Source organism: Luteibacter jiangsuensis (genome assembly GCF_011742555.1).
Lineage (GTDB): Bacteria > Pseudomonadota > Gammaproteobacteria > Xanthomonadales > Rhodanobacteraceae > Luteibacter > Luteibacter jiangsuensis.
In genome coordinates this window covers 1-26,662 of the sequence record NZ_JAAQQR010000001.1, presented here as the reverse complement: position 1 = coordinate 26,662, position 26,662 = coordinate 1, and the positions used below count along the sequence as shown (strand labels likewise).

Annotated in this window: 24 protein-coding genes and 1 pseudogene; 13 read left to right on the top strand and 12 right to left on the bottom strand. The window is 64.4% G+C overall.

Annotated features, from left to right (window positions below; genetic code table 11):
- Nucleotides 1–15 precede the first annotated feature (15 nt).
- Entirely contained in the window at nucleotides 16–354 is a 339-nt protein-coding gene (locus tag HBF26_RS00125) for an ArsR/SmtB family transcription factor (protein WP_425482958.1), read from the bottom strand.
- 144 nt (nucleotides 355–498) lie between these two features.
- Between HBF26_RS00125 and HBF26_RS00120 the strand changes: the two genes are divergently transcribed.
- Genes HBF26_RS00120 through HBF26_RS00105 form a run of 4 tightly spaced genes read left to right on the top strand, consistent with a single transcriptional unit; the run spans nucleotide 499 to nucleotide 6,355 of the window.
- Entirely contained in the window at nucleotides 499–1,788 is a 1,290-nt protein-coding gene (locus HBF26_RS00120) for an NAD(P)/FAD-dependent oxidoreductase (protein WP_167121877.1), read from the top strand.
- A 28-nt stretch (nucleotides 1,789–1,816) separates the two neighbouring features.
- Nucleotides 1,817–2,032: a YgaP family membrane protein gene (locus HBF26_RS00115; protein ID WP_167121875.1), complete on the top strand. Its 216-nt coding sequence runs from the start codon at nucleotides 1,817–1,819 to the stop codon at nucleotides 2,030–2,032.
- 22 nt (nucleotides 2,033–2,054) lie between these two features.
- The gene (locus HBF26_RS00110) at nucleotides 2,055–3,143 is read left to right on the top strand and encodes an efflux RND transporter periplasmic adaptor subunit (protein WP_240151142.1); all 1,089 of its coding nucleotides are present in this window, start codon (nucleotides 2,055–2,057) and stop codon (nucleotides 3,141–3,143) included.
- The gene (locus tag HBF26_RS00105) at nucleotides 3,140–6,355 is read left to right on the top strand and encodes an efflux RND transporter permease subunit (RefSeq protein ID WP_167121873.1); all 3,216 of its coding nucleotides are present in this window, start codon (nucleotides 3,140–3,142) and stop codon (nucleotides 6,353–6,355) included. The genes HBF26_RS00110 and HBF26_RS00105 overlap by 4 nt, the downstream gene beginning before the upstream one ends.
- On the opposite strand, the gene HBF26_RS19820 is transcribed toward HBF26_RS00105, so the two are convergent.
- The 8 genes from HBF26_RS19820 to HBF26_RS00065 form a co-directional block, all read right to left on the bottom strand.
- Nucleotides 6,306–7,382 (bottom strand): glycosyltransferase family 9 protein, encoded by a 1,077-nt coding sequence (locus tag HBF26_RS19820; RefSeq protein WP_167121871.1) that lies wholly within the window; start codon nucleotides 7,380–7,382, stop codon nucleotides 6,306–6,308. The genes HBF26_RS00105 and HBF26_RS19820 overlap by 50 nt on opposite strands.
- Nucleotides 7,379–8,188 (bottom strand): SDR family oxidoreductase, encoded by an 810-nt coding sequence (locus HBF26_RS00095; RefSeq protein WP_205287568.1) that lies wholly within the window; start codon nucleotides 8,186–8,188, stop codon nucleotides 7,379–7,381. Before HBF26_RS00095 ends, HBF26_RS19820 begins: the two co-directional genes overlap by 4 nt.
- A gap of 2 nt (nucleotides 8,189–8,190) precedes the next feature.
- Entirely contained in the window at nucleotides 8,191–8,844 is a 654-nt protein-coding gene (locus tag HBF26_RS00090; protein ID WP_167121869.1) for a tetratricopeptide repeat protein, read from the bottom strand.
- Entirely contained in the window at nucleotides 8,841–9,512 is a 672-nt protein-coding gene (locus tag HBF26_RS00085) for an iron-containing redox enzyme family protein (RefSeq protein ID WP_167121867.1), read from the bottom strand. Before HBF26_RS00085 ends, HBF26_RS00090 begins: the two co-directional genes overlap by 4 nt.
- Nucleotides 9,499–10,989, bottom strand: coding sequence for an AMP-binding protein (locus tag HBF26_RS00080; protein WP_167121865.1), 1,491 nt, complete (start codon nucleotides 10,987–10,989; stop codon nucleotides 9,499–9,501). The genes HBF26_RS00085 and HBF26_RS00080 overlap by 14 nt, the downstream gene beginning before the upstream one ends.
- Nucleotides 10,989–11,726, bottom strand: a complete 738-nt coding sequence (locus HBF26_RS00075; protein ID WP_167121863.1) for a thermostable hemolysin — start codon at nucleotides 11,724–11,726, stop codon at nucleotides 10,989–10,991. The genes HBF26_RS00080 and HBF26_RS00075 overlap by 1 nt, the downstream gene beginning before the upstream one ends.
- A gap of 159 nt (nucleotides 11,727–11,885) precedes the next feature.
- A complete protein-coding gene (locus tag HBF26_RS00070) occupies nucleotides 11,886–12,377 on the bottom strand; it encodes a type 2 periplasmic-binding domain-containing protein (protein ID WP_167121861.1) in 492 nt (163 codons plus the stop codon).
- A gap of 3 nt (nucleotides 12,378–12,380) precedes the next feature.
- Nucleotides 12,381–13,481: a porin family protein gene (locus HBF26_RS00065; protein ID WP_167121859.1), complete on the bottom strand. Its 1,101-nt coding sequence runs from the start codon at nucleotides 13,479–13,481 to the stop codon at nucleotides 12,381–12,383.
- A 116-nt stretch (nucleotides 13,482–13,597) separates the two neighbouring features.
- On the opposite strand from HBF26_RS00065, the gene HBF26_RS00060 reads away from it, so the two are divergent.
- The 3 genes from HBF26_RS00060 to HBF26_RS00050 all read left to right on the top strand — a co-directional run bounded on the left by HBF26_RS00060 (nucleotide 13,598) and on the right by HBF26_RS00050 (nucleotide 17,385).
- A complete protein-coding gene (locus tag HBF26_RS00060; RefSeq protein ID WP_167121857.1) occupies nucleotides 13,598–15,328 on the top strand; it encodes an ATP-binding protein in 1,731 nt (576 codons plus the stop codon).
- Nucleotides 15,325–16,719, top strand: coding sequence for a sigma-54-dependent transcriptional regulator (locus HBF26_RS00055; RefSeq protein ID WP_167121855.1), 1,395 nt, complete (start codon nucleotides 15,325–15,327; stop codon nucleotides 16,717–16,719). The genes HBF26_RS00060 and HBF26_RS00055 overlap by 4 nt, the downstream gene beginning before the upstream one ends.
- Nucleotides 16,720–16,866: 147 nt before the next feature.
- The gene (locus tag HBF26_RS00050) at nucleotides 16,867–17,385 is read left to right on the top strand and encodes a cytochrome b (RefSeq protein WP_167121853.1); all 519 of its coding nucleotides are present in this window, start codon (nucleotides 16,867–16,869) and stop codon (nucleotides 17,383–17,385) included.
- 28 nt (nucleotides 17,386–17,413) lie between these two features.
- Here HBF26_RS00050 and HBF26_RS00045 read toward each other — a convergent pair whose 3' ends face one another.
- Nucleotides 17,414–18,673: a carbohydrate porin gene (locus HBF26_RS00045; RefSeq protein ID WP_167121851.1), complete on the bottom strand. Its 1,260-nt coding sequence runs from the start codon at nucleotides 18,671–18,673 to the stop codon at nucleotides 17,414–17,416.
- A gap of 268 nt (nucleotides 18,674–18,941) precedes the next feature.
- Complete coding sequence (locus HBF26_RS00040; RefSeq protein ID WP_240151141.1) at nucleotides 18,942–19,979, bottom strand: zinc-dependent alcohol dehydrogenase family protein; 1,038 nt, start codon at nucleotides 19,977–19,979, stop codon at nucleotides 18,942–18,944.
- Between the two features lie 87 nt (nucleotides 19,980–20,066).
- Between HBF26_RS00040 and HBF26_RS00035 the strand changes: the two genes are divergently transcribed.
- Together HBF26_RS00035 and HBF26_RS00030 are read left to right on the top strand one after the other, a co-directional pair.
- Complete coding sequence (locus tag HBF26_RS00035) at nucleotides 20,067–20,924, top strand: LysR family transcriptional regulator (protein WP_167121849.1); 858 nt, start codon at nucleotides 20,067–20,069, stop codon at nucleotides 20,922–20,924.
- Between the two features lie 162 nt (nucleotides 20,925–21,086).
- Entirely contained in the window at nucleotides 21,087–21,347 is a 261-nt protein-coding gene (locus HBF26_RS00030; RefSeq protein ID WP_167121847.1) for a hypothetical protein, read from the top strand.
- A 622-nt stretch (nucleotides 21,348–21,969) separates the two neighbouring features.
- On the opposite strand, the gene HBF26_RS00025 is transcribed toward HBF26_RS00030, so the two are convergent.
- On the bottom strand, nucleotides 21,970–22,935 hold the full coding sequence (locus HBF26_RS00025) for a GlxA family transcriptional regulator (protein ID WP_167121844.1): 966 nt from the start codon (nucleotides 22,933–22,935) through the stop codon (nucleotides 21,970–21,972).
- A gap of 122 nt (nucleotides 22,936–23,057) precedes the next feature.
- Between HBF26_RS00025 and HBF26_RS00020 the strand changes: the two genes are divergently transcribed.
- The 4 genes and pseudogenes from HBF26_RS00020 to HBF26_RS19440 form a co-directional block, all read left to right on the top strand.
- Nucleotides 23,058–23,741, top strand: coding sequence for an alpha/beta fold hydrolase (locus tag HBF26_RS00020; protein ID WP_167121842.1), 684 nt, complete (start codon nucleotides 23,058–23,060; stop codon nucleotides 23,739–23,741).
- 88 nt (nucleotides 23,742–23,829) lie between these two features.
- Nucleotides 23,830–24,723, top strand: a complete 894-nt coding sequence (locus HBF26_RS00015; RefSeq protein WP_167121840.1) for an alpha/beta fold hydrolase — start codon at nucleotides 23,830–23,832, stop codon at nucleotides 24,721–24,723.
- Nucleotides 24,724–24,846: 123 nt separating this feature from the next.
- Nucleotides 24,847–25,629 (top strand): MBL fold metallo-hydrolase, encoded by a 783-nt coding sequence (locus tag HBF26_RS00010; RefSeq protein ID WP_167121838.1) that lies wholly within the window; start codon nucleotides 24,847–24,849, stop codon nucleotides 25,627–25,629.
- A 323-nt stretch (nucleotides 25,630–25,952) separates the two neighbouring features.
- A pseudogene (locus HBF26_RS19440) lies at nucleotides 25,953–26,540 on the top strand (site-specific integrase); the annotation flags it as partial.
- Nucleotides 26,541–26,662: the final 122 nt, after the last annotated feature.

Genomic DNA, 26,662 nt, shown 5'->3' with positions numbered 1-26,662 from the left:
ACGTCGCTAGCGGGATTAGTCCGGTTTTGCGCAGTAGATGCCGTGGAGCGTTTCGATGAGGCGTTCTGCCGGGCCGGGAGCCAACCGGTACTTGACGGTCTGCGACTCCCGGCGGGTGGTGACGAGGCCCTCCTTGCGCAGCTTGGCCAGGTGCTGGGAAAGCGCCGACTGACTCAGGTCGCTCAGCTGTTCGTTGAGTTCGCCCACCGACATCTCGCCCTCCACCAGCAGGCAGAGCATGCGCAGGCGCTGGGCATTACCCAGGGCCTTGAGCAATTGAGAAGCGTCCTCGGCGCGTTCTCGCATATCCACCAGATGGCTCGCCTGCGGCATGAAGCGCTCCGTCAACGTCATCGACGGTCTTGACAATACCACGAACATCTAATTAAGGTAAATCTACATTAGAATATACTAATTTACATATCGCTTGATCACCGTCACCAGGCTGCCGGCATGGAGGTTCCACGCTTCAGTCATGGCCGTAAGGAGGATGCACGCATGGCACACATCGTCGTTCTTGGTGCAGGTCTTGGCGGGATCGCGGCGGCGTACGATCTCCGGGCGGCCTTGGGCACGGACCACCGGATCACCGTGGTCGGCGACGGCCCGTTTTTCAACTTCACGCCTTCCAATCCGTGGATCGCGGTGGGATGGCGAAAGCCGGAGCAGATACGGGTTGCCCTGGAGGGGCCGCTCGGTAAGCACGACATCGCCTTCAAACCGGTCCCCGCGCAATCCGTGCAGCCAGGCGACAAACGCCTGGTCCTGGTCGACGGCCAGGTCATCGATTACGACTATCTGGTGATCACCTCGGGGCCACGACTGGCATTCGATGAGGTGGCTGGCCTGGGGCCCGATGGCGGGTTTACCCAGTCCGTCTGCACCGGCCCCCATGCGGAACATGCCTGGGAGGCGTATCAGGCCTTCCTGAACCACCCCGGCCCCGTGGTCGTTGGCGCCGTGCAGGGGGCCAGTTGTTATGGCCCGGCCTATGAATTCGCCATGATCGTCGATGCGGACCTGCGTCGGCGCAAGCTGCGCGACCTCGTTCCCATGACCTTCGTGACCGCCGAACCCTACATAGGGCACATGGGACTCGGAGGGATCGGCGATTCCAAGGGCATGCTGGAGGCGGCGCTGCGCCAGCGGGACATCCGCTGGATAACCAACGCGAAAGTCACCTCCATCGACGCCCACATGGTCAAGGTCGATGAGATGGACGATCAAGGTCACGTCCACCGCAGCCACGAATTGCCGCAAGCCTACGCCATGTTCATTCCCGCCTTCACCGGCGTGCCGGCGCTGCGTGGCGTGGAAGGCCTGACCAATCCGCGAGGCTTTGTCGTCATCGACAAGCATCAGCGCAACCCGACGTTTCCCGAAGTATTTGCCGCGGGCGTCTGCGTCGCGATTCCCCCCGTGGAAGCGACGCCCGTACCCACGGGCGCTCCCAAGACCGGATTCATGATCGAGTCGATGGTCGGTGCCATCGTCGCGAACATCAAATCGGCGTTGGATGGCCGGCCTCCGGAAGCCGAGGCGACGTGGAATGCCGTCTGCCTGGCCGACATGGGAGACACGGGTGCGGCGTTCGTGGCCCTGCCGCAAATACCGCCGAGAAACGTCGTTTGGATCAAGGAAGGCAAATGGGTTCGCCTCGCCAAGGCCGCCTTCGAAAAGTACTTCCTCAACAAGGTCCGGACAGGCAACACGCATCCCGTCATCGAGACCTACGTTCTGAAACTGCTGGGCATCCACCCGCTCAAGGGTGAGCGGGCGGCAAAGTGATTCTCTCCACCGACATGAGGTGCTTGCCATGAACATCGACCGCATCGTCCTGGCTTTCGCCGGCGCGATGGTATTGCTTTCCGTCGCCCTGGCGTATCTGGTATCGCCATGGTGGCTGTTGCTCGCCTTGTTCGTCGGGGCGAATCTGCTGCAGGCGTCGTTCTCGGGCTTCTGCCCGCTGGCCAGGATATTGGCGCGACTGGGCGTGCGTCCCGGCAGCGCCTTCCCCGGTAGAAGTGCATGACCGACTGTCGCGGATGTTGACGATGGATCGCTTCAAGAGCACGCAGGCGTTGCCGCTGTTGCTGGTCATGGTCCTCACGGCATGTGGGCAGCCGGCTGCACCGCCCCGTGAGCAGGAGCCACCGCGACTGACATCCATGGTGGTGAGTGCGGAGACGTACCCGCAGCAACAGGTTTGGGATGGAACGGTCGAAGCCGTGAATTCGGCGATTCTCTCCGCGCAGACAACCGCCCGTGTCGTCGAGCTGCCCTATGACGTGAACGATGTCGTTGCCGAGGGAGACGTGCTCGTACGCTTCAGCCATGTCGAACAGGCGTCCGCGTCGCGAGCGGCGAAGGCACAGATCGCATCGACCCGCGCGGCCTATGTGAATGCGAAGGTGAATTACGACCGCATCGCCACTCTCGCGGAGAAAGGCGTTGTTGCCCGTGCGGAACGGGACCAGGCGCTTGCCCAGCGCGACAGTGCGCAAGCGGCGCTAGTGGCCGCGGAGGCGACGTTCCGCCAGGTCGGCATGCAAGAGGACTACACCGTCGTGCGGGCGCCCTATGCAGGTGTGATCACGCAGCGCTTCGTACAGGTCGGTGAGTCGGTGCAGGCGGGCCCTCCGGCGCCACAACAACTCATCGCACTCGCATCGCTCAAGGAGCTGCGCGTCACCGTGCAGGTGCCGCAGAGTTCAGTCGACGCGATCCGCACGTACCACGCCGCCGAAATCCTTCTGGATGGCGAACCGGCGCGACGCGTGGCGGCGAGCAGGGTCATCGTCCTTCCCTATGCGGACCCGGGCACGCATTCGTTCACGGTTCGCGCCGAGCTGCCTGGGGAAAACACCGGGCTTTATCCGGGCATGACGGTAAAGGTGGCCTTTGCCACTGGCCAGACCCATCGCCTGATGGTCCCGGCCAGCGTGCTCGTTCGTCACGGCGAACTCCAGGCGGTGTACGTGATCGGCGGCGGCAACGTGTCCTTGCGCCAGGTGAGGGTGGGCGAACGCTATGGCGACAGGGTCGAGCTGCTTTCCGGGGTGGATAGCGGGGAACGGATTGCCCTGGACCCGTCGGCGGCGACGCGCTGGTTGATCGATCATCGCCAGGGCAGCGGCAAATGAACGATCGGAAGCTGGGTCTCTCCGGCCGGATCGCCCGGGCCTTCCAGATGTCGCCGTTGACGCCTGTCCTGGCACTGGCGGCGCTCCTGCTTGGCCTGGCGGCGATGCTCGTCACACCCCGGGAAGAAGAACCCCAGATCGACGTGACCATGGCCAACGTCATGGTGCCTTTTCCCGGCGCGGGCGTTCGCGATGTCGAAAACCTCGTCGCGTTTCCGCTGGAACAGAAACTCTCGGAGATCGAGGGCATCAAACACGTGTATTCGGTGAGCCGGCCAGGCATGGCCGTCATCACCGTGGAGTTCCAGGTAGGCGTGCCGCGCCAGACGGCCATCGTTCGCCTGTACAACCAGGTTTTCCAGAACCAGGATTTCGTGCCGGCAAACCTGGGGGTGGGTCCACCGTTGATCCGGCCGATGGGCATCGACGACGTTCCGGTGATGGCGCTCACGCTATGGAGCGATCGGGCAGGCGAGGATCCCACCCGCCTCGCGGAAGTGGCGCACACCCTGGAAACCGAGCTGAAGCGCGTGCCGGGGACGCGCGATGTCTACACCATCGGTGCCCCCGATCGGGCCGTCATGGTGGAACTGGACGCGGCAAAGCTTGCCTCTTATGGCATGGCGCTGGGTGACTTGTCGGGTGCATTGAAGGCGTCCACCGTCGTCATGCAAGCCGGCGAGCGGATCGCGCACGATCGGGATATCCCCGTCACCGCCGGCACCTTCCTGCTCGATGCGAGAGAGGTCTCACGGCTGGTCATCGGCTCCAAGGACGGCCAACCTGTCTTTCTGTCCGATGTGGCGCGCATCCACCAAGGCAGCGATGTGCCGGCGACTTATGCCTGGTTCGGCGCGCCCGCGGGAAAACCCGGACCGGCGACCGGCTCGGCACCGGCCGTAACCCTAGCCATCGCGAAGAAGCCCGGTGCCAACGCCGCCGACATCACCTCGGAGGTGGCGACGCGTATCGAACGCTTGCGAAACGTGCTGATTCCTGGCGACGTCCATGTGACCGTTACCCGCGACTACGGGCAGACCGCCACCGACAAGGCCGACAAGCTGATCCACAAGTTGATCTTCGCCACGTTCTCCGTGGTCGTGCTGGTGTGGCTGGCCCTCGGGTGGCGCGAGGCCATCGTGGTGGGCACGGCGGTCATCATCACCTTGATGCTCACGCTGTTCGCGTCGTGGGCGATGGGTTTCACCATCAATCGCGTTTCGCTCTTCGCATTGATCTTCTGCATCGGCATCCTGGTGGACGACGCCATCGTGGTCGTGGAGAACATCCATCGCCACATGGCCCTGGGCGGGCAGACCTTGCGGGAGGCGATCCCGGCGGCGGTCGGCGAGGTGGGCGGGCCGACCATCCTCGCCACGTTCACCGTGATCGCCGCGCTCCTGCCGATGGCTTTCGTATCGGGACTCATGGGGCCATACATGCGTCCGATCCCGATCAACGCCTCGGCCGGCATGCTTCTTTCGCTGATGGTGGCGCTCGTCTTCACCCCATGGTTGTCGCTGCGCTTGCTTCGCCATGGCGCCGATAACCCGGGGGCGATGGGCCACGAGGCGCCTGCGTCGGGGAAGCTGCATCGCCTCTTCAGCTGGCTGATGTCTCCCTTCATCCAGGGCCGCGCTTCGCGTCGCCACCGGACATGGCTGTTTGGCTCCATGGTGCTGCTCGTGCTGGTTGCGGTGGGATTCGTCGTCGTTAACGCCGTGGTCCTGAAGATGTTGCCTTTCGACAACAAGTCGGAATTCCAGGTGGTGGTCGACATGCCGGAGGGAAGCACCGTCGAACGGACCGACCGCCTGCTGGGCGAACTGGCGCAGGCGATAGCAAAGGTTCCCGAGGTAAGGAACTGGCAAGGGTACGCGGGGATGTCCGCCCCCATCACGTTCAACGGCCTGGTCCGTCAGTATTACTTGCGCCAGGGGGCGACCGTCGGCGACTTGCAGGTGAACCTCGTGGACAAGGCGGACCGCCATCGCCAGAGCCACGCCATCGTTCTGGCCATTCGGCCGGAACTGGCGAAGATCGGCGCGCGCTACGGGGCGTCGGTGAAGGTCGTGGAGGTGCCGCCGGGCCCTCCGGTGCTGGCCCCGATCGTCGCCGAGGTATATGGCCCCGATGAGGAGGTCGTGAGCCGCGCAGCCAGGGGCATGGAGGAACTGTTCCATGCCAACCGTGACATCGTGGATATCGATTCCAGCGTGGAGGCCGACGCACCGAGGGAGGTCATCGTGGTCGATCGCGACCGTGCCGCCAAACTCGGCGTGACACAGGCCGTCGTTGCACAGGCTGTTCGTACGGCGCTGTCCGGCGACGATGCCACATTCCTCATGGACGGCCACGCCAAGTATGCCGTCCCGGTACGCTTGCGTTTGCCGCCAGGCGACCAGGCCGCCATGCAGCAATTGCTCGCGCTGCGCGTGCGTGCCCAGGGTGGCGCGCTGATACCGCTTTCGGAAGTGGTCGACGTTATCGAGGCCCCGTGGGAAAACGCGCGCTACCACAAGGATTTGCTGCCTTATGCATACGTGGTGGGCGACGACGCGGGTGCGATGGACAGTCCGTTGTACGGCATGTTCTCCCTGGTGAAAGCCCTCAAGCAGCATCGGGTGGCGGGTGAGACCATCGACCAGCAATTCATCTCACAGCCGAAAGACACATCCGGAATCACCGTGAAGTGGGACGGCGAATGGCAGATCACGTATGAAACGTTCCGTGACATGGGCCTGGCCTATTCCGTCGGCCTCATGCTCATCTATCTCCTGGTCGTCGGCCAGTTCAAGAGTTATGTGGTGCCCTTGATCATCATGGCGCCGATCCCCTTGACGGTCATCGGCGTGATGCCCGGCCATGCGCTGGTCGGTGCGCAGTACACGGCCACGTCGATGATAGGCATGATCGCCCTTGCCGGCATCATCGTACGAAACTCGATCCTGCTCATCGACTTCATCAATCACGCCATCGCGGACGGGAAGCCGCTGGCCGAGGCCGTGGTGGAGGCGGCGTCGGTGCGTGCAAAACCCATCGTGCTGACCGGGCTGGCGGCGATGGTGGGAGGTTTCTTCATCATCGACGACCCCATATTCCAGGGGCTCGCCGTTTCCCTGATTTTCGGCATCCTGGTGTCCACCGTATTGACCCTGCTGGTCATTCCGATCCTGTACTACGCCTGGCTGTCGGGGCGCGCACGTCGGTAATCACCGGATCGCTGGTTGCACGGCGATTGCTGAGGCTGATCTCCATCATGCCGAGAACATGCCGTGCCGTATCGCGGCCGCTGCATGTACCCGTATCCAGGCCGGCATTGTGCCCGCCGTAGGGGGTATAGACGTCGGTCGCAGTGACATGAAACAGGCCGATGGTCGGAGCACCCGCCGCGACGCCAAGGTGCATGACGCCGCAATCGGCGGTGATGAACAGGTCCAGCCCGCCCAGCACCGCCGCCATCCTGCGGATGTCCGACGAGTAATAGCCCGGCCATGCCTCGCGCAGCATGGAATGTCCGTGTGCGGGGATGATCTCCAGGATTGACGCCGCGGGGTGGGCCGCGCTCAGCGTCGCCATGAAGTCGGCCCACCATTCCGTGCTGTAGCGTTTGGCACCGGTCGCATTGGCGAAGATGCCGATACGGAACGTCGATGGCGCCCCGTGGCCAGGAGTGGTCAGTGCCGCGAGGGCTTCCAGGCCTTCTGCACGTTCATCCTCGCTCAGGTGGATCACCAGGGGCGGATGGTTCCGGAAGGCGGAAACGTCGTCGCCGGACGCCCAGCGGACCAGGTTCACGGGGCGCTTCCCCATGTGCCGTCCCGCCACCGTCCTGGGCGCGGCATGCGTGAGCGCCTTGGTGGGCGCGTCGCTGAAACCCAGTTTGTATCGCCCCCGAAAGATCCTTGTCAGCGCCCTGGCGAAGCCCGAGTGCACGCTCGGGTCCACGATCAGGTCATAGTGCGTGCGCCGGATGCGCAGGATCATCCGCAGGAACGCGATCGGATGCTTGAAGCCGCGCCGCGGCAGGCAAAAGACCTGTCTTACGCTGAAAAAGCCCTTGAACACATCGCGAGCGATATCTCCCTCGCTGACGATATCGATCTCGGCGCCCTTGTACCGCGCCTGGAGTTCGGTGATAAGCGGAGTCAGCAGCAGCGTGTTGCCCAGCCGATGGTTGGGACGGCACACGAGGATGCGGTATATCCCGTGACCGACGATGGGATCGGGCGCGATCACGGGACGCTCCGTGCGTGGTGGGACAGATCCGGCAGAACCTTCTTCAGCGCGCCGTCGACCAGCGAGGGGAACACGCCATTGATGCGTGCGAACAGGCTTTCGGGGAAGCCGAGGTAAGCCTCGTTCCGTTCCTGCTCGATAGCCTGCACGATGCGCGCCGCCACCCACGAAGGCTCATCCATGCGCATGAGCTTGCGCTCGGCCATGAGGTGCACCGCCGGAGGATTGAAGGCCGTGCGGACGGCACGAGGGGCAACGTAGGTAACCCCGACGCCCGTACCATGCAATTCGCGACGCAGGGCTTGCGAGAAACCGCGCAGCGCGAACTTGCTCGCCGAGTAGGCGGCGAAGCCGGGATAGCCGATGCTCCCGAAGGTGGAGCCCACATTGACGATGCGCCCGGAGCCCCGGCCCAGCATGGCGGGCAGCACCTCGCGCACCATTTGCATGGGTGCCTCGACATTGACCTGCAGGGCACGGGTGATGGCGCCGGCGTCCGCTTCGTCGAAGAAGCGGAAGTCCAGGACTCCTGCGAGGTTGATAAGCACGTCGAGGCCGCCAAAGGCCTGGATCATGCGCCACACCGCGGCGTGACGTGCCGATGCATCGGTCAGGTCGCCCTGGATCACGACGGCATCGAGCCGCTGCGTGGCGACGAGGTGATCGAGGCTGGCAACGGACGCATCGGTGCGCCCGAGCAGGCCCAGGCGCGCGCCTCTTGCGGCGAGCGCCAAGGCCAGCTCCCGGCCGATGCCACCTGCGGCGCCGGTGAGGAGGATACGTTGCGAGCGAAGGTCCAGGCTCATGGTCACTTGTCCGCGGCGACCGTATCGAGCAGCTTCTGCACCTGCGCCCGGCGGCCCTTGTCCGCCAGCTCCCGGCCTGGCCGCGGTGGGGCCGCGAGCGCCTTCTTCAGGTGTTCCACGGCGCCGTTCTTGTCGCCAGTCTTGTAGAGGAAATCGGCGTAGAAATAATTCGGATCGATGCCGTCGGGATCGATCTGCAACGCCTTTTGCAGGAGCGTTCGTGCCTTGTCCTTGTCGCCGAAACCCAGCGGCCATCCGGGCACCTGGTAGTAGAGGCTGCCGAGTGTCGTATAGATGGATCCGTGCAGGACGTCGGGCTGGATCTTCTGCGCTTCCTGGAGCAGATCGCGTGCGTGCTTCGCCATGCCAAGCGCGCCCAGGCCACCGTGCTCGCCCGCATGCGTGGACAGGATGATGGCCTGCCATACACGGGGTTCGGCCCGTTGCGGGTATTGGGCTATGAGTGCCGAACCGCGACTTTCGAGCGCGGTGTATGCGTCGTCCTGCTGTGCCTTGGGCAACTCGTAGGTCACGTGCGACCAGTCCTGGCTCAGGCCCTTGATGGCGGCGTCCAGGTCATCGGCACGCGATAGCGAGGGAACGACCGCGAGGCATGCGCAGACAAGCATGGCGATCGATGAACGGAAAGCGATCATGGGGTGTCTCCTTCAGATGTGGTGGCATCGATTTCGCGGAAGATGTCGCCGTAGAGCACGTAGAACCGGTTGGCTGCGTGGATCAGGACCTCGCGATCGGCCTCCGTGTCCAGACGGTCGACCAGACGCTCGTAGAAGCCCACGTGGTCTACGTCGAGCGCGCCGTGCGAGGCGAGATAACGGAACGCGGATTTCGGTAAGCCGAGGGCGGTCTGGAGCGCTCCCGCCGCACGGCTGGCGAGCGCCACGCTGATGCCTTCCAGCACGAACACCATCCCCAGGAATGACACGGGGTTGCCGCGAGCAATGCCGTCATGGGCATAGGCGATCATCATTTCCGTGGAGTGCATCGGCGGCGCAAGGCGGATGGCGTCGGGGTCTGCCCCACAGGCGAGCAGATCGTCGAGGATCCACTGGTCGTGGCCGATCTCTTCCTCGATGTATTCGGCGACAGCCGGCAGCATCCAGCGGAGCCGTTCGGGCAGGTGGTAGCCCATGCCCATCATGAGCGGGACCGTCTGCCGCACGTGCTGGTACGCCTGGCCCAGGAACGCGATGTATTCGCGGCGCGTGACCTGGCCACGAAGGGCGCGCTGGATGATGGGGATGGACAGGAACGCCTGCCGGTTCGCTTCTGTGTCGCGCACGAGACGATCATGGGTGGACATGCGGAGCTTCTCTTTCATAAAGGGCATCGATGTTGGAGGCGTAGCGGGCGGCGATGGCCTGCCTGTCCAGCCCGCCGGTTGGGCGGGCGGTTCCGTCATGGGCACTGAAGGGGCGTTCGGCGGCATGCCACGCGTGAATGCGCGCGTAGTCGGGGAGCCGCGCGTTGGCTGCGTCGACAGCGCTGTCGACGTGGCCCGGCGATGCGCCTGGCGTGGGCACGATCACCGCCACGTTGAAGTCGCGCCCTTCGCCGAAGACGGCGGCCTGCAAGATGGGCCGGGTAGCGACGAGCTCGCTCTCCACCCATTCGGGCGACACGTTGCGTCCGTATGCGGTGGCGAAGGCCGTTTTCTTCCTGCCGTTGACGTAGAGGAATCCATCGGAGTCGAGCCACCCGGTGTCACCGGTGTGCCATCGCTCCGGCGGTGCCTCGTTCAGCCCGAGATAGCCGCCGAAAAGCGCGCCGGAGACAATGATCTCGCCGTCATCGGCGATGCGCAGGCGCGCATGCGGCAGGGGCATGCCGACGCTGCCCGGACGCTCGTTGCCGGGCCTGTTCATGCAGACAACCGACGTAGCTTCCGACAAGCCATATCCTTCGTACACCGGAATGCCCAGCGCCTTGGCGCGTTCGATCAACGGCTCGGAACACGGCGCGCCGCCGACGGCCACGAAGCGCAGCGTGGAAGGAAGGGTTGCCCCACCTTGCGCGCATTCGACCAGAAGCTTCAGCAACTGCGGAACGAGGATCGTGGCGGTGGGTGCGAAGCGATGAAAGGCAGCAAGGAAGGCACGCGGCTCCACGGCGCTGGAACCTGTGAAACCACACTGCGTCAGCGGAGGCAGCACGGCGGTGGCGCCACGGCTCAGGGGCACGTAGATGCCGCCCATGTTCGCAAGCAGCGTGGACAATGGCAGCACGGTGAGACTTCGATCGCCCGGTTCGGCGGACACCGCGCTCGCCAGGGAATCCGTGACCTGGTCTATGGAGTCACCAGTGACGCACACGCCTTTCGGCCGCCCTGTGGTTCCCGATGTGTACGTGATCTTGCGCGTGTCGGACGGCAGCGTACGCCGATCCTTGACCGCGAGGCTGAAGAGGTGAAGCTCGGTGCCGGCGACCATGATCGCCTCGTGGTAGAGCATGCGTGGCGAGGCCACACCGCCATCAGGGCGATCCGTGATCAGCAGATCGGGCGCCGCATCGGCCAGGAGGTGCTCGATCTGCCCGTCACTGAAAAAGGCGGGCACGGGTATGGACACGGCGCCACACGCAGCAATGGCGAGGTCGACGACGGCCCATGCGACGCCATTGTCCATCATCACCGCGATGCGCTCAGCGGCTATGCGGGCGCCGACGGCTGCGATCGCACGGTTTAGATCGCGGTACGTCAACGTCGAACGGCCGTCGTCCAGTGCGATCGTGTCCGGTTGCGTGAGCGCATGTCGTGCCATCTGCTTCAGGACGTGGCGCATCACGCACCTCCGCACGTCAAGGCGCACGGGGGCGCGTCCGGATCGGCGCTCTCGCGGCTTTCGCGCAGCAGCGCCCGCAGCCATGGCTGCGACGGGCCGATGTGCCGATGCAGTTTCCTATGGCCCGAATCGATGTTGCCCACGCATACGACCGGCTTGGTGCGGTAGTAGTCGCCCCAGTGCGAGCCGCCGTCCGCCAGGCGGGATGCCTGTGCGGTGGCCAGTTCGATCGGATGCAGGCCCAGGCGCTGGAACGCATTGACCAGCGCACGCGTCGCCGTGAAGAGCACCCAGCGGTAACCCCGCGCGTGCAGGTGTTGCGTGGCGGCGGCGATGACCCACCGGGTATCGCCGGGTTTATCGAGTGCGAGGTGGCCGACCTCGACGAGTTCGCCGCGATCGATCTGGATACCCAGCCGATCGGCGATCATGCCTGGCGCCGGCGAGGACAGATATTGTTCCGAGAACAGCGCGCCGTCGTGACCGCCACGAAAGCCGACCACCGCCCTGTGCCGGGCTGGGTCGCGGAAGCTCAGCAGGGTCGGATGAAAAGTCTGGACATCCGCGCCGTAGCGCCGCTCGAAGACCCGACGCACGAATGCCTCGGCGTCGGCGCGCTCAGGGTGCTGCGAGTGGAGGACATTCACGCTTACCGGAGTGCGCAATTCGGCGAGCAGGGGCTCCACTGCGTCGAGCACGCAGGGATCGGACGAGGAAGGCGATGGGGCAGGGGACATGGGCATCGCTCGCGACGAGGGGAGGTGCCCCTCTTTTGCGAGAACCGTGCCATCCACCTATCACGTTGATGGATAAGGGAATAACGCGGATTTTACGCGACGCGACGGCCTTCATTCGTTGCAGTGCGCATGAATTGTCTGCAAGAAATGTCGGATGAATCAGGGGCCGGCACGGTCCGGACAAAGTGCCGGCATGTTGGTCATGCCCGCCGGCCACGGCAGCAGGGCGACCACATGGACGCTCGTGTCGACATGACACGACGCCACGTAACCGATCGCGCCCGGAGTGGCCGCGACGAACCTGACGACGGCCTCGTCCGAACCGAGCACGTAGGGAGGACTGACGCCCTGGAAGTACTGCTTGTCCCAATAATCCTGCAAGCGCGCGGCGGGCATGCGCACGATCGTGCGGGAGAAGGCGTCGCGCAACGGCGCGTCCGTGGGAAGGTTCACCGGTGTGAGCTTCAGGCCGTCACCGTCGACGAAGATGCGCTTGAGATAGACATTGCGCAGCGTGTCCCGGTCGAACGTCAGGCGCGGTTCGGCGGGCGCGGTGATCACGGCGATCTGCAGCTGACCCGCCCATGCCGGCTGGCCGGCGGCAACCAGCGCACCGAAGAGGTAACGCGCAATGCGTCTGCTGGTTCGCATGCGTCAGAACAACACCGACACGGAGGCCAGCCAGCCGGCCGGAACGATGTCCCCACCACGCCCGTTCCGGTGTTCCAGCTTGAGGACCACCCCCGGCACGGGCCGGTAGTTGATCGCTTCGGTGCGCACCGTGGTCGTGGTTTCCGGCGTCGTCGTGTGATAGCGCTCCACCCGGCCGATGAGATAGAGCCGGGTGGCGATGGGTACCCCCGCTTCGATGAAGCCGCCGCGCTCGTCGGACAGCTGCGATGGCCCGGCCCGGTAGATCGCTTCGCCCGTCAGTTCCAGGTACCGCAGCGTCCATGTGAAGTCGACACCGATGAGCTGGTAATCGTGCCGCGGCATATCCAGCTGATAGTTCACGTACGAAGCACCCACGCTGAGGCTGTCGCCGGCAAGGTGGTACAGGACACGACCGCCCACCGCGTGGCGAAAGTTGTTCCGCGGGCTGCGGTCGCCGGTGTAATCCGTGAATGCGTCGTCCGCATCCTGACCCACGCCCAGCGTCTGGCTGTTGTCGGCGAACACCCAATAGTCCAGATCCCGCCCCTTGATGCCGACCGTACCGAATGCCATGGCACCCGAGGCGTGCCGGGCGAACGCCGCCGATGTGGATAACGGACGCGAGACCGTCCACGTCAGCGGATCGGCGTGGACCAGATTCCACTCGCCCACCGGGGTGAGGAACTTGCCGAACCGGAACGTGACCGAGGGGGTGGCGTGGAAATCGGCGTAAAGTCGCTCCACGTCCACCTCGGCATCCCCTCCCTCGTTCCGGGCGCCGGTCACGTTGGTGGTGCGGGAGGTTGCCAGTTCGGTGAAGAGCTGCCATCGGCTGCCCAGGTCCTTCGTGACGAACATGCTGGCGTCACGGAGGCTCGACGTGCTGCGCGAACCGTCGAGGTCGAAAAAGTGAACGTCGGCGTAGCCACCGATACGAAGGCCCAGGGCCGGAAAGTACAGTCCCTGGCCCAGGGTATAGGGTGCCGGCTGCCACGGGCTCCCATCCGCGGTGTCACCGGCGTGGACCGGCGAGGCGGAGCAAAGGGCCGCCACGAGAGCGATCACGCCCAGGCTCGGGGGACGACGGGGGTACCGGCGCATGGAGATACCTTCAGGGGGATGAAACGTGGACGATTCTGCGACACTGGTGCCGGCATTCGCAAAGCTGACCTGACTTGACCACACGATCGGTACTCTTTCGGCTCCTGTTATGGACCATGCTCGGCACCATGGCCGTGGTCGGCGTGTTGTCGTTTTTCCAGTTCCGTAGCGCCCTGCGATCCGAAATCGCGGGGAACCTCCGCTTCGGCGCGACGGCCATGATGCAGCGCATCGACACCTTCCTCTTCGCCCATGTCGAGAACATGCGCGTATGGCGAGGCCTGGAGGTCATGCAGGACATCCGGGTGAAGGATGTCGACAAGCGCCTGTCGAACTTCCTTGCGAACCTGCGGGCCGGGCAGGACACGGTCTATGACGTACTGCTGTGTACGGACCCCCAGGGGCGCGTCGTCGCCGCGAGCGATCCGTCCTACATCGGCGGCGATGCGCCGCGGCTGTCTGGATGGCGCGGCGTTCCGGGGCAGGGTCTCGATGCTATTTCGATGGCGCTGGTGTCGCCGGGCGCCGGTACACGCGCCATCGTACTGCGCAGTCCCATAGCCAATGCCTTCGGCGAAGGCACGATCGGTTATCTCTATGTATTCCTCGACTGGGGGGCCGTGCAGCGGTTACTCGATGGTGCGGTGAACCACGGTGCGCGCAATCTGCTCCTGATCGATAGCGAGGGCCGCGCACTCGGTGCGTCGGCCGGCCTGCGCACTGCGCCGGGCCTTTCGCGTCTCCGCCTGGACGACTGGCTGCTTCCGCGATCCGGGGCCACTTCCTATGTGCACGACGGGGCAGGGCTGGGATACGGCGACCTGCTCGTCGGGGCGGCCACGTCCGAAGGATACCCGCCGTTCGAGGGCATGGGCTGGCACATCCTGATGATCGAGCCGACGTCGGTATCGTTCGGCCCTATCTGGGCGCTTCTATGGGCCATGCTCGGTGTCCTGCTCGTCACCTTGCTCATCGGGCTGTGGATCTCATCGCGGCTGGCCGACCGCATCGCGTCGCCCATCGTGGCCTTGACGGCCTTCACACGGAGCTTCCGTCAGGGTCAGACACTGCTCCCCACCATGCCGTCCGGCGCCACCTCGGAAGTGGAGGAACTGCATCGCGCCTATACCGACATGATCCAGGCGTTGGAGCAGTCGCGCGAGCAGATCGTTCGCGCAGGCAAATTGGCCGTGGTCGGCGAAATGGCCGCGATCATGGCGCACGAAGTGCGCACCCCGATGGGCATCCTGCGAAGTTCGGCCCAGTTGCTGCAAAGGCAGGCCGACCTCGACGAGAGGCAGCGCGAGTTGATCGGCTTCATCTTCAGTGAAACCGAACGGCTGAATCGCCTGGTCACCCTGCTGCTCGAATGCGCAAGGCCGAATCCGCCGCACTTCATGTCGCACGATCTGCTGGAGATCGTCGACAATGTCATCGCCCTCCTCGAGTCGCGTGTGGAGCGCGCCAACGTCACCCTGTCCAGGCAATCCGACGGGGGAGAGGTGATGCTCCGCTGCGACAGGGAACAGATGATGCAGGTCTTCCTGAACCTCATCCTCAACGCGTTGTCGTTCGTGGGGGAGGGCGGCCGAATCCGGGTCAGCACCCACCGTGACGAGGATGCGCTATGGGTCAGCGTCGCCGACGATGGCCCGGGCGTGCCCATCGAATTGCGGCAACGGATCTTCGATCCCTTCTTCAGCCGCAGGGAAGGGGGGATCGGCCTCGGCCTCACCATCGTGCAACAGATCGTGCAGGCGCACGGCGGCACGGTGTCCGTAGGCGAAAGCGCCTGGGGCGGCGCTTCGTTCAACCTGCGCTTCAATGACCAAGAACCCGAGACATGACCGCAAAACGCATCCTGGTGGTAGACGACGAAGCGAAGATGCGTCGCATCCTGGAGCTTTCCCTGAAGTCCATGGGGCACGACGTGGAGCAGGCGAGCGATGGCCAGGAAGCGCTGGCGATCCTCGAGACGGGATCGTTCGATCTTGTACTTACCGACCTTCGCATGCCCAGGTTGGATGGCATCGGCCTGCTGCGCGCGCTGCGTGAGGCCGACAACGATATTCCGGTCATCGTGATGACAGCCTACGGGACCATCGAAACCGCCGTGGCGGCGATGAAGGTGGGCGCGGCCGACTATGTCATCCGTCCCTTCGAGATGGAAACCATCGAGATGGCGGTCACGCGCGCGCTGACGATGCAGGTGGTGCAGCGTGAGAACCGCTTCCTGAAGGAGGAGGTGTCCCGTGGCTGGGGCGACTTCGTGGGCACGAGCAAGCCCATGCAGGATCTCTACGATCTCCTGAAACAGGTGGCTCCGACGCGCAGCAGCATCTTCATCGTCGGCGAAACGGGCACGGGCAAGGAGCTGGTGGCACGGGCGATCCACGTGGCTTCCGGGCGCAGCGGGCTTTTCGTGCCGATCAACTGCGCTGCGATTCCCGCCGAGTTGCTCGAGAGCGAATTGTTCGGACACGTCAAGGGCGCGTTCACCGGTGCCTTGCGCGATCGTATCGGCAAGTGCGAGCTCGCCAGTGGCGGAACGCTGTTCCTGGACGAGATCACCGAAATGCCCGTCGGTCTCCAGGCGAAGCTGCTTCGCGTCCTGCAGGAAGGCGTGATCGAGAAAGTAGGCGGCAACACGGCCACGCCGGTCGACCTGCGAGTCGTGGCGGCCACCAACCGGGATCCGCAACAATCCGTGGATGCGGGCTTGCTCCGGCGAGACCTCTATTTCAGGCTCAACGTGGTCCGGGTGGATGTGCCGCTCCTGCGTGACCGGCACGGCGATATCCCGTTGCTCGTCGACTACTTCATTCACAAGTATTCGATCGAACTCAGCCGGACGCCGCCCCGGATGTCGGCCGACGCGCTGGCGATCCTGGAAAGCTACGCGTGGCCGGGCAACGTGCGTGAACTCGAAAACCTCATCGAACGGGCCATGGTGCTGTGCCGCGGCGACCTGATCACGGTGGCGCACCTGCCCGCGGGCCTCGGCCCGGCGCCGGCCGTGCCTACGACCGGCGCCGCCGATGTCGACGCGAAGGCTGCGCCGAACAAAAGCGACTCACTCTCCCTGCGCTTGCACGTGGATGAGCTGGAGCGGCATCTGATCGACGAGGCGTTGAAGCGGGCCGGCGGAAGCAAGGCCGCTGCCGCGCGGCTGCTCCAGATCAGCGAGCGGGCGCTTTGGTACAAGATCAAGCGATTGGGGATGGCTGAACGGGCGTGACCTTAGCGCGGCCTTAGCAAGTGCACCGCTATCGGCCATTGATCTGCGTCAACAGCCTGCTCGATCCTGACCCCTAACCTATCGGCATCCGAGCTCAATCGCGGCATGCCGATGCCCTGCATCGCCGCCCAAACAAGGGTGACACCGATGAAGCAACCTTCAAACCGCTACTCCGCACTCGTGCGCTGGACACACTGGCTCACGGTCCTGGCGGTCGTGGCGGCGTATGTGTTCGTCAACCTCGGTGACGACGAGGCCCCGGCCATCATGCGATGGCATTATCTTGCAGGACTTGCCGTGCTGGCACTGTTGATACCCCGCATTCTTTCCCGGCTCACCACCCGACCACCGCCCATCGTTCCTGCGCCCGGAAGGATGGTTGCCCTTATCGCCCGCGTGTCGCATTTCGCCTTGTTTGCGTTCCTGTTGGTGCAGCCTGTGCTTGGCATACTTCAGGTCAACTATGGCGGCGAACTCGTCAGCCTGCCGTGGGGCGGTTGGTCGCTTCCCGCGCTGGTCGCGCCCGACCATGCCGCCCATGAGTGGGTCGGTGAACTTCACGAGACACTCGGGGAGATCTTCTACTGGGTCATTGGCGCCCACCTGGCCGCATCGCTGTGGCACCACTTTATTCGTCACGACAATACGTTGCGAAGGATGGTGTGAATCGTGACTCCGGCCGTGCCCATGTCCCCTAGAGCATCCATTGAAAATGCACCTGGACAACGGTTGCATTTGCTCTCGTGGTGTTCGTGCCAGGATGGATCACGTACTGAATATCCGGTTGAATGGCCAACCTGGGATTCACCTGAAGAAGATAGGTGGCCTCAATGGAAGTCTCGCGGCCTGTCGTTGGAATCGCCTGCCTCTCGAGCGAGTCGATGTAGTGCGATCCGTTCCGTGCAGAGGTGAGGGCGACGCCAAATGTATCGTCCGGCCTGCTTGTCATGAATCCGGAGGCCGTAAGACCTGCGGCGACGAACGAGTCGAACTGAGTGATTCTCCCGTCCCCGACGCCGTATTGCAGGAAGCCCGATAGCCGTGCCTTGGGATTGTCGGCCGACCTCAATAGCGTTCGGTCTATCAGTACGTAAGCACCGCTGCTGCCTTCGTGTTGCAAAGGACGTCCCTTGTTGTCAACGAGGCTCAGGTCGCGAAACGTGCCGGTGTAGTGCCATGCTCCGATAGCAAGTTTGTCGTCGTAGGCAGGGAAGTTTGCACCGCGACCCACGCGGTACTTGGCAATGCCCTGCGAACCGTCTGACCCCGGGCGAGTCAGGAAGGCGATCTCCGAGACAAGCAGTAAACCTTCTTTTTGACCAGGAAATCGACTCTGCCCATCGGCCCGATTGGCCGGTGCTCCATCCATGACCGCTGTACGAATCAGAACACTAGCGTTGGGTTTGAAGGTAAACCTGGCTCCGAATGAGGTGTCGGGAAAGATGGATGGTCCACCGATGCCGCTTTGGGAGAACTCAGGCCCCATGCCGAACGAACTGTTCAAGAAAAGACCGCTAGACGCGAGGCGATAGAATTCTGAGTTGAGATCATATCGGCCGGCAAGTAGCGACCAACGTCCGCTCTGCGAGCTGTACTGCCCCCATGCTTCGTAGAATCGCAGCGCCGGCTTTGCCGCATAGCTATTGACGCCTTGAGCATCTCCGATGAAGTTGCTCGGCTGGCCGCCGTGTATCGAAAGCACCTGGAAAAAGGCTGTCCAGCCTGGTGCACGAAGCTGTTGGTTTCCATCCAGGGCAAGCTGCAAGCGTAGATTGCCGACATAGGCCGTGCCTGTTCGTATACCGCCGGAAGTATTTGCGACAGCGCTTCCGTCATATATCAATGCAGGAGTCACACCTTCTCGGGTGAGGCGCGCCTTTTGATCGTCGATCTCATCGGATGAGGCCTGGCCGCAGAATAGGGCAGTGCTCGCTATCACGGTCTGCAATAGCATCCTCAAACACGGTTCCATGCGTGAACGCCTGCGGTCGAGCCAGGGCAGGGTCAGCGGAACAGCGCCAAGCGCCCGTCGGGGTCCCATGTCGATCCTCCAGCGAAGCCATAAGCCGTGAAACATGGGGTAGGCACCGGGAGTTTTTGAGGACGACCGCCAGCTCGCGATCGCCATGCTTAGCGAGACGCTACGACACGGCGTCTCCTTAACGCTTGTACGTTCTTAGCAAGATCGCAACAGGAATGATGACCGAACGTCAGTTCGCGTCTTAACCCGCCACATCCACCACCACTTTGCCGGCGGCCCTGCCACTCTCGATCAGCTGATAAGCCTGCTCCGCCTCAGCCAGCGAGAAGCGATGCGGGTCGAGGTGCGTACGCAGCTGGCCCCGCTCGGCCAGCGCGGTGGCCTCGCGAAGGATCTCGCCGTGGTGGGCGCGGCCCTGACCGGTGAGCAGCGGGCGCAGGGTGAACACGCCGGAATACGTACCGGCGCGGAACGACAGCGGTGCCAGCGCGTGCGTGCCCCAGCCGAGCGCGCTGACCACGTGGCCATGATACGCGCGCACTGCCTCGAACGAGGCGTCCAGCGTGGCGCCGCCGACCGTGTCATAGATGACGTCGAAACCTTCGCCATCGGTGTACGCCTGCACGTAGTCGGCAACCGGCGTGGTGGTGTAATCGATGGCGGTGGCGCCGTAGCCCTCGATCATGGGTTTCTGCGCGGCGCTGCCGGTGGCGAACACCTCCGCGCCGCGGGCACGGGCGAGCTGCGCGGCGAGATGCCCAACCCCGCCGGCGCCGCCGTGCACCAGCACGCGCTGGCCCTCACGCACACCGGCTCGGTCCACCAGCCCCTCGTACGCGGTGATGAAACCCAGCGGTATCGCTGCGGCTTCGCGCATGGACAGATTCGCGGGCTTCGGCGCCAACAATGCGGCATCCACCGCCGCGTATTCGGCAAGGGAACCCTGCACGCCGCCGACGCCGCCAGTCATGCCGTAGACGGCGTCGCCTATCTGCCACTGATGAACGTCGGTACCCAGCGCCACCACGGTGCCAGCCAGGTCGATACCCAGCACCGCCGGCAGCGGATGTCTCGCGTGGGCTGCCTTGCCTGCGCGGATCTTGGTGTCCAGCGGATTGAGCCCGGCGGCGGCCACGCGCACCAGCACCTGGCCCGGGCCGGGTGCCGGCACGGCAAGCTCCACGAGGCGCAGCGGGGTGTCGATCTGTTCGGCGACGGCGGCTTGCATGGTGGTGGGAAGCGAGTTCATGGCGAGGTGTCCAACGGAAGGTGGTGCCATGATGGATCCGATCCGGGCGCATGGGAATCAACGCTTTCGTTTTCCATTCATGCAAAAATGCATGAACTCCCACTGCCGGAGCCAGCGATGAATTGGGACGACGTACGCATCTTTCTCGCCATCGCACGCGAGGGTTCGCTGGGCGCCGCAGCGCGTGTGGCGGGGCAGACCCAGCCCACCATGGGCCGTCGCCTGCGTGCGCTGGAGGCCGCGGTAGGGCAGACGCTGTTCCAGCGCACGGCCGAGGGCTTCGTGCTCACCGATGAGGGCGCGGCGGTGGTAGCCAGCGCCGAGCGCATGGAGGAGGAAGCACTCGCCTTCGAGCGTGGCCTGGCTGGCCGCGAAAGCACGCTGAGCGGGCAGCTTCGACTGGCGGCGTCGGACTGGTTCGGCAGCTACGTGCTCGCGCCGGTTCTGGCCGAGTTCGCCCGGCGGCATCCCGCGGTGACGGTGGAGTTACTTACCGACGCGCGTCTGTACAGTCTGGCGCGGCGCGAGGCGGACCTGGCATTCCGCATCAAGGCATTCGACGAGCCGGACGTGATCTCGCGCCGCCTGCTGCGCATGCCGTATGCGTTGTATGCACGTGGCGACGGTGCCCGTCTGCGCAAGGATGGCCGCGGCGCACGCCTGGTCACCATGAACGCCGCGTTCGGCGGCATGCCAGACGTGGGCTGGCTGAAGAAGCACCTGCCGCACGCCACAGTGGCGTTCACCAGCAACAACCGCGAGGCGCAGGCGCGCATGTGCGCCGAAGGGATCGGCCTGGCCGTGCTGCCGGTGGCGCTGGGTGACGCCTTTCCGACGTTGCGCCGCATCGACCTGGGCGAACCGCCGCCGTCACGCGATACGTGGCTGGGCTACCACAAGGACCTGAAGCGGCTGAATCGATTGCGCAGCCTGTTGGATCTGCTGACGGAGCGGTTTGTCGACACGGTGCAGTGATGCGACGTGACAGGCATCTCTGCTCGCCGCATGGCGCGATCGCCTTGTTGCTTGAGTTCAAAGATCCGCTCGCGACCCAGAGCGGGCAATTCCATGAGGCCGTGCGGGGAGGGCGATTTCGTTAAGATTGAACCCATTTCCTTTTGGCAAAGGCCTACCCACGTGATTACGCCAGAATATGTACTCGAGGAACGCGGAGTATTCGTATTCGTGGCAAATCACGACCTTTCGAGCGATGCGAAGATACTTCAAAGCACCGAATACAACCGGGCCCGCATCCTTCACGCCAGGAACCACTTGCCAGATCATTTATCCATCTGTCGCCTTGTCTACGACATCCGAGGGCAGCGAGTTTCGAGCGCGCAGCTCGATCGCATCAAAGCGGCCCTGGGCGACCTGGCTGCGGTGGAGTTCAAAAGCTGATGGGACAGCAAATCATTATCGAAGATGCTGACGCCGCGTTAGTGGCACGGACGCTGGACGGCGCAGGCCTGGGTGCCGAGGTATTTACCCTGAAGGATGGACGCGTCGGGGTATCGATACCCACAAAGCATGTCGACGCCGTTGGCGGGGACGTGGTGGCGCAGGTGCTTGGTGCATTCACCTACATAGACCTTTGGTCGGGTGACCGGTTTTCGAGACGTACTGCGTAGCTATCGCCGTCATGCGTGTGGTGGCGACGTCGTGTTGATGTCCGCGTCGCCCAGGCACGGGACGGCGATTAGGGCTGGCTATCGGGGGTGAGGCGGATGGCCTTCGGCACGAATCGCTTCGCCGCTTTGATCGCCGCCACTTGCTTCGCCATCGCCCTGACGGATCGCGGTATTTTGCCCCGTCACCAGTCGTCCATTGACCACGACATTCGACGCAATGGGCATCAGGGGCGGTTCGTAACGTGCGCCACGATCCTTCATCTCCTGCTCGGCGTTGCGCCTCCCGTCCATGGTGATGCCGGCACGTAACCAATTGACGATCCGGTTCGAGGCCCGACGCTTCCGGCTGCCACCCCGAGCCAGGCGAGACCACGCGCTACCCATGCTCTGCGCTAGCCCTGCAAGCCGCGGCTGCGGCGGCGCAGGGCCTGGGGTGAGAGCCCATAGATGCGCAGGCAGGCGCGCCGCAGGCGCTCCATGTCGAAACCGACCTGCCTTGCGATCTGCTCCAACGGCTCGCTGGCTTCTTCGATCCGTGGCAAGGCGGCCTCGCAGCGCAGGCGCTCGATGGCGCGGGCAGGGGTCTCGCCGGTTTCGGCGGTGAACTGGCGTGCGAACTGGCGTGGACTGATGTTGGCCACCTCGGCCAGCCGCTCGACGGAAAGATGTTCCCTGAGGTGCTGGCGGGCGTAGGCCAGCGCGTCGCGGATACGACCCGGGGTCGGCTCCAGATCGAGCAGGGTCGAAAACTGCGACTGTCCTCCGCTGCGGCGGTGGTAGACCACCAGGTCGCGCGCGATGGCCTTGGACGTTTCGGCGCCGCAGTCTTCCTCGATCATCGCCAGCGCGAGGTCGATCCCGGCGGTGATGCCGGCGGAGGTCCAGATGTCGTCTTCGCGGATGAAGATCCGGTCCGACTCGACCTTGATCGTGGAGTAGCGGCGTTGCAGCTCGGCGGCACAGCGCCAGTGCGTGGTGGCCCGGCGGCCGTCCAGCAGACCGGCGGCCGCGAGCAGGAAAGCCCCGGTGCAGACACTCGCCGTGCGTCGGGCACGCGGGGCGATGGCGCGCACGAGGTCCACCGTCTCGGCTTGTGCATCGGATGCGTCCGGCGTCGGCGCGCCCACCACCATCAAAGTGTCGACATGCCCGCGCGGCGATGGCGCCGTGGTGTCGATCGCGATGCCGGAGCTTCCGCGAACCAGGCCGCCCTTGGCGGAGATGACGCGGATGTCGTAACCGCCCTGATGAAAGTCCCGCGCCAGCGTGAATGCGCAGAGCGGGCCGCCAAGGTCGAGCAACTCGAACCCCGGGAACACGACAAACCACAGTGTCCTGGCTGTTTTGGCGCGCGGCATGTCCGGTTCTCTCCATTGGCAGAATGAGTGGGAATTATGTCCTTTCTGCCATCGCTGTGTCGCCTACAGTTTCTCCGTCAAACAACCCACGGCACCCGCCGACACCGCTACGGAGAAAACGCATGAGCGCTTCCATCCCCAATGTGATTCTGGTCCACGGCGCCTGGGCAGATGGCTCGAGCTGGTCGAAGGTAATCCCGCTGCTGGCCAGGCAGGGGCTCTCCGCAACCGCCGTCCAGCTGCCGCTGACCGGCTTCGACGCCGACGTCGCTGCCGTGCAGCGCGCCATCGCGCTGGCCGAGGGTGAGGTTGTCCTGGTCGGGCACAGCTATGCCGGCGCGGTGATCGGCGAAGCGGGCAACGACCCGAAGGTGGCCCGCATGGTCTACATCGACGCGTTCGCGCCGGATGCGGGCGAGTCGGCCGGCACCTTGTTCGAGACGTTCGAGGCGGCACCGCTCAACGCCGAGATACGCCCGGATGCGCAGGGTTTCCTGAAGCTCACCCGTGAAGGCATCTTCACCCTGTTCGCGCAGGACCTGGACGACTCCGAGAAGGCCGTCATCCATGCCACGCAGGGACCGCTGCACGCCTCCGCACTGGGCGGCACGCTGACCGAAGCGGCATGGCGCAGCCGGCCCACGTTCTACTTCATCGGCAACCAGGATCACGCGATTCCCCGCGTAGAGCAGGAGCGCATGGCTGCGCGCATGAACGCCACCGTGGCGCGCGTCGACAGCAGCCACGTTCCGATGCTGTCCCAGCCGCAGGCCGTGGCCGACTTCATCCTCACGGCGGCGGCTTGACCCGCCACGCCTGGCCGCAATGGCCGTATGGCGTGGCACCGATCCTGGATCGGCGCCACGCCCTGATGACACGCAGGAGTGCTATCCCATGATGATCAAAGCGAATGGTCTCGAGCTGCATGTCGAGCAACGGGGCGCGGGCGGACCGACGCTGGTGTTCCTGCACTACTGGGGCGGCTCGTTGCGTACCTGGCAACACGTGGTCGACGCGCTGTCTCCCGACTACCGCACCGTCGCCATCGACCAGCGCGGCTGGGCCAAGTCCGCTGCACCGGAAGCAGGCTATGCGTTGAGCGACCTGGCCGACGACGTGCTCGCCGTGGTCGACGCGCTGGGGCTGGAGAGCTACATCCTGATCGGCCACTCGATGGGCGGCAAGGCCGCACAGCTGGCGGCATCGCGGCGTCCGCGCGGCCTGGCGGGACTGGTCCTGGTGGCTCCGGCGCCGCCGACGCCGTTGGCGCTTCCGCTCGACGCTCGCCAGGGCATGGTGCATGCCTACGACTCGCGCGAGAGCATCGTCGCGACCGTGCAGCAGGTGCTCGCACCGGGCGGCTTGTCCGACGGCGATCTCGACACGGTCATCGCGGACAGTCTGGCCGGTGCCAGCCCGGCCAAGGCAGCCTGGCCACTGGCGACCAGCCAGGAAGACATCACCGCGGTCGTGCCGAAGATCGATGTGCCGGTCATCGTGATTTCCGGTGAGCACGATCGGGTCGACCCGCCCGAGGTGCTGCGTCGCGAACTGCTTTCGCGCATTCCCCAGGCCAGGCTGGTGGTACTCCAGGGCAGGGGACACCTGTTGCCACTGGAAGCGCCGGCGGATCTCACCAGCATCATCAAGGCGTTCGTGCTGGCGCAACCCAAAGGCGGCTTCTTCGCGCTGACCGATTCCCAGCGCGAGGTTGCGCTGACCCGCTGCGGTGACTGCGGCGTGGCCCGCCTGACCGCAAGCGCAGGAGACGCATCGCGTCATCCGTAACCGCACCGACGTCGGCAAGAAGACGCTGATGCAGCCCACCGCAAACGACGCATACGCGGTGGGGAAGCATCCGCCGCCCAAGCGACTCGCCTCGATACCTCATCATTTCAACAGGACACTTCCATGAACAACCAAGAGATCATCCAGATCCCCATCCTGCCGTTCAACATGGTCAACGCCCACCTGATCAAGACCGACGAAGGCAGCATCCTCGTCGACACCGGCATCCCCGGCTCGGAACGCAAGGTCGAACGCGTGTTGCACAAGCATGGGCTGACCTTCAAGGACATCAAGCTGATCGTGGTGACCCACGCACATACGGATCACGCCGGCAGCGCCGCGCGCATCCGCGAACTGTCGGGCGCGCCGATCCTGGCGCACCAGGACGACACCGATTACTACAGCCGCAAGGTGCCGATGACCTACTGCACCACCAGCTGGGTCGGCCGGCTCTTCGTCAAGACGCCGGTACCGCACGAGCCCTACGTGGGCTTCGCGCCCGACCTGCTGATGAAAGATGCCGAGACCATCTCGCTCAAGGAGTTCGGCGTCGACGGCATCGTGCGTCACACGGCTGGGCATACCCCAGGCTCGATCGGTATCGAACTGGCCTCGCAGGATGCGATGGTCGGCGACTTGATTGCCTCGGGCATCCTGATCGGTGGGATCGCCTTCAACGGCCACGCCATCCGCCCGCCATTCGAGGACGACCCGCAGACCGTAGCCCGTGAGCTGGAGCGGCTCGTCAACAGCGGTGCCAAGCGCTTCCACATGGGCCACGGCGGTCCGCTGGAAGCTGCCGAGGTGCTCCGCCACGCCAAGGTGCTGGCCAAGCTTCACCCGGGAAACGCCAACGGACACTCGTGCGGACGATTGAAGCCTCGACTAGCTGCAGTGGGCAGATGACATGGTTAAGCGGTGGACACAGTTAAGTAGTCGCAGCGATGCCCGTGTAGAGGCCGGCATTGTTCACAGATCTCGCTTAGTTGCCTGTTTGGACGCGACTTAGGTCATCCAAAGCCATAAATCCGAAGAAGGGATGACACGGTTAAGCGGGTGGACATGGTTAGGCGGTCGATGGACATGGTCAAGCGGGTGACGACAACAGTATGGGCCTCCCACCTGCATACGCATATGCGCGCATAATGTATATTATGTAAAGTCATGTGGGGCCGCGTTCGCAGGCTTGCTCTCGAGTTCCACGGAAAAACCGGACTGCGACGATTTAAGCGGCTGCAGCCAACACTACGCGCAGCTACGCCAGCGCCCTGCGTTATTGGGCGGGTTGGCATGCGCGCCCTACGGCGTCGAGCAGATGCTGCCGGTGCCGGAAGCCACCGTGCTGCAATTCGTGGTCGATCACGTGGTGCGGCGTTTGGTCGCCGCGGGCCTCAAGGCAAAGTTAGGCCCGTGGCCCCTGGCGACCGTGCGCCATCGGATCGCGGTACTGTCCATGGCGCACCGGCTCAAGCACGTGACCAATCCGTGCGAGCAGCCGGCCATCCGTACGGTGCTGAGCCGGACCGCGCGGGCCGCGGTCAAGCGCGGCGAACGCCCGCGCAAGAAGACCGCGATCACCCTGGCCGAACTCGAGGCCATGCTGGCGACCTGCGATGACAGCCTGGAAGGCCTGCGCGACCGCGCCCTGCTCTGCTTCGGCTTTGCCAGTGGTGGGCGCCGCCCGCAGCGAGGTCGCCGCCGCCGATCTGCGTGATCTGCGCCGGATTGGTCCGCAGGCGTATATCTATCGCCTCGAGCACAGCAAGACGCAACAAGCGGGCGTGACCGCCACGTCGACGCCGGAAAAACCGGTGCTGGTGACCTGCCCCCACTGAGCCGTACCACATGAAGCTGTAAAGTCCGTCAATCACGAGGACGGATATGAAGAAGAGTCGTTTCACCACCGAGCAGATCATCGGGTTTATCAAGCAGGCTGACG

Excerpts from the sequence above, each read along its gene's own strand:
- HBF26_RS00105 (WP_167121873.1), top strand. The coding sequence starts at position 3,140 with ATGAACGATCGGAAGCTGGGTCTCTCCGGCCGGATCGCCCGGGCCTTC.
- HBF26_RS00110 (WP_240151142.1), top strand. The coding sequence starts at position 2,055 with ATGGATCGCTTCAAGAGCACGCAGGCGTTGCCGCTGTTGCTGGTCATG.
- HBF26_RS00125 (WP_425482958.1), bottom strand. The coding sequence starts at position 354 with ATGACGTTGACGGAGCGCTTCATGCCGCAGGCGAGCCATCTGGTGGAT.
- HBF26_RS00015 (WP_167121840.1), top strand. The coding sequence starts at position 23,830 with ATGATGATCAAAGCGAATGGTCTCGAGCTGCATGTCGAGCAACGGGGC.
- HBF26_RS00085 (WP_167121867.1), bottom strand. The coding sequence starts at position 9,512 with ATGTCCACCCATGATCGTCTCGTGCGCGACACAGAAGCGAACCGGCAG.
- HBF26_RS00070 (WP_167121861.1), bottom strand. The coding sequence starts at position 12,377 with ATGCGAACCAGCAGACGCATTGCGCGTTACCTCTTCGGTGCGCTGGTT.
- HBF26_RS00080 (WP_167121865.1), bottom strand. The coding sequence starts at position 10,989 with ATGCGCCACGTCCTGAAGCAGATGGCACGACATGCGCTCACGCAACCG.
- HBF26_RS00090 (WP_167121869.1), bottom strand. The coding sequence starts at position 8,844 with ATGATCGCTTTCCGTTCATCGATCGCCATGCTTGTCTGCGCATGCCTC.
- HBF26_RS00075 (WP_167121863.1), bottom strand. The coding sequence starts at position 11,726 with ATGTCCCCTGCCCCATCGCCTTCCTCGTCCGATCCCTGCGTGCTCGAC.
- HBF26_RS00025 (WP_167121844.1), bottom strand. The coding sequence starts at position 22,935 with ATGCCGCGCGCCAAAACAGCCAGGACACTGTGGTTTGTCGTGTTCCCG.
- HBF26_RS00010 (WP_167121838.1), top strand. The coding sequence starts at position 24,847 with ATGAACAACCAAGAGATCATCCAGATCCCCATCCTGCCGTTCAACATG.
- HBF26_RS00095 (WP_205287568.1), bottom strand. The coding sequence starts at position 8,188 with ATGAGCCTGGACCTTCGCTCGCAACGTATCCTCCTCACCGGCGCCGCA.
- HBF26_RS00055 (WP_167121855.1), top strand. The coding sequence starts at position 15,325 with ATGACCGCAAAACGCATCCTGGTGGTAGACGACGAAGCGAAGATGCGT.
- HBF26_RS00045 (WP_167121851.1), bottom strand. The coding sequence starts at position 18,673 with ATGCTATTGCAGACCGTGATAGCGAGCACTGCCCTATTCTGCGGCCAG.
- HBF26_RS00035 (WP_167121849.1), top strand. The coding sequence starts at position 20,067 with ATGAATTGGGACGACGTACGCATCTTTCTCGCCATCGCACGCGAGGGT.
- HBF26_RS00120 (WP_167121877.1), top strand. The coding sequence starts at position 499 with ATGGCACACATCGTCGTTCTTGGTGCAGGTCTTGGCGGGATCGCGGCG.
- HBF26_RS00115 (WP_167121875.1), top strand. The coding sequence starts at position 1,817 with ATGAACATCGACCGCATCGTCCTGGCTTTCGCCGGCGCGATGGTATTG.
- HBF26_RS00050 (WP_167121853.1), top strand. The coding sequence starts at position 16,867 with ATGAAGCAACCTTCAAACCGCTACTCCGCACTCGTGCGCTGGACACAC.
- HBF26_RS00040 (WP_240151141.1), bottom strand. The coding sequence starts at position 19,979 with ATGGCACCACCTTCCGTTGGACACCTCGCCATGAACTCGCTTCCCACC.
- HBF26_RS00065 (WP_167121859.1), bottom strand. The coding sequence starts at position 13,481 with ATGCGCCGGTACCCCCGTCGTCCCCCGAGCCTGGGCGTGATCGCTCTC.
- HBF26_RS00020 (WP_167121842.1), top strand. The coding sequence starts at position 23,058 with ATGAGCGCTTCCATCCCCAATGTGATTCTGGTCCACGGCGCCTGGGCA.
- HBF26_RS00060 (WP_167121857.1), top strand. The coding sequence starts at position 13,598 with ATGCTCGGCACCATGGCCGTGGTCGGCGTGTTGTCGTTTTTCCAGTTC.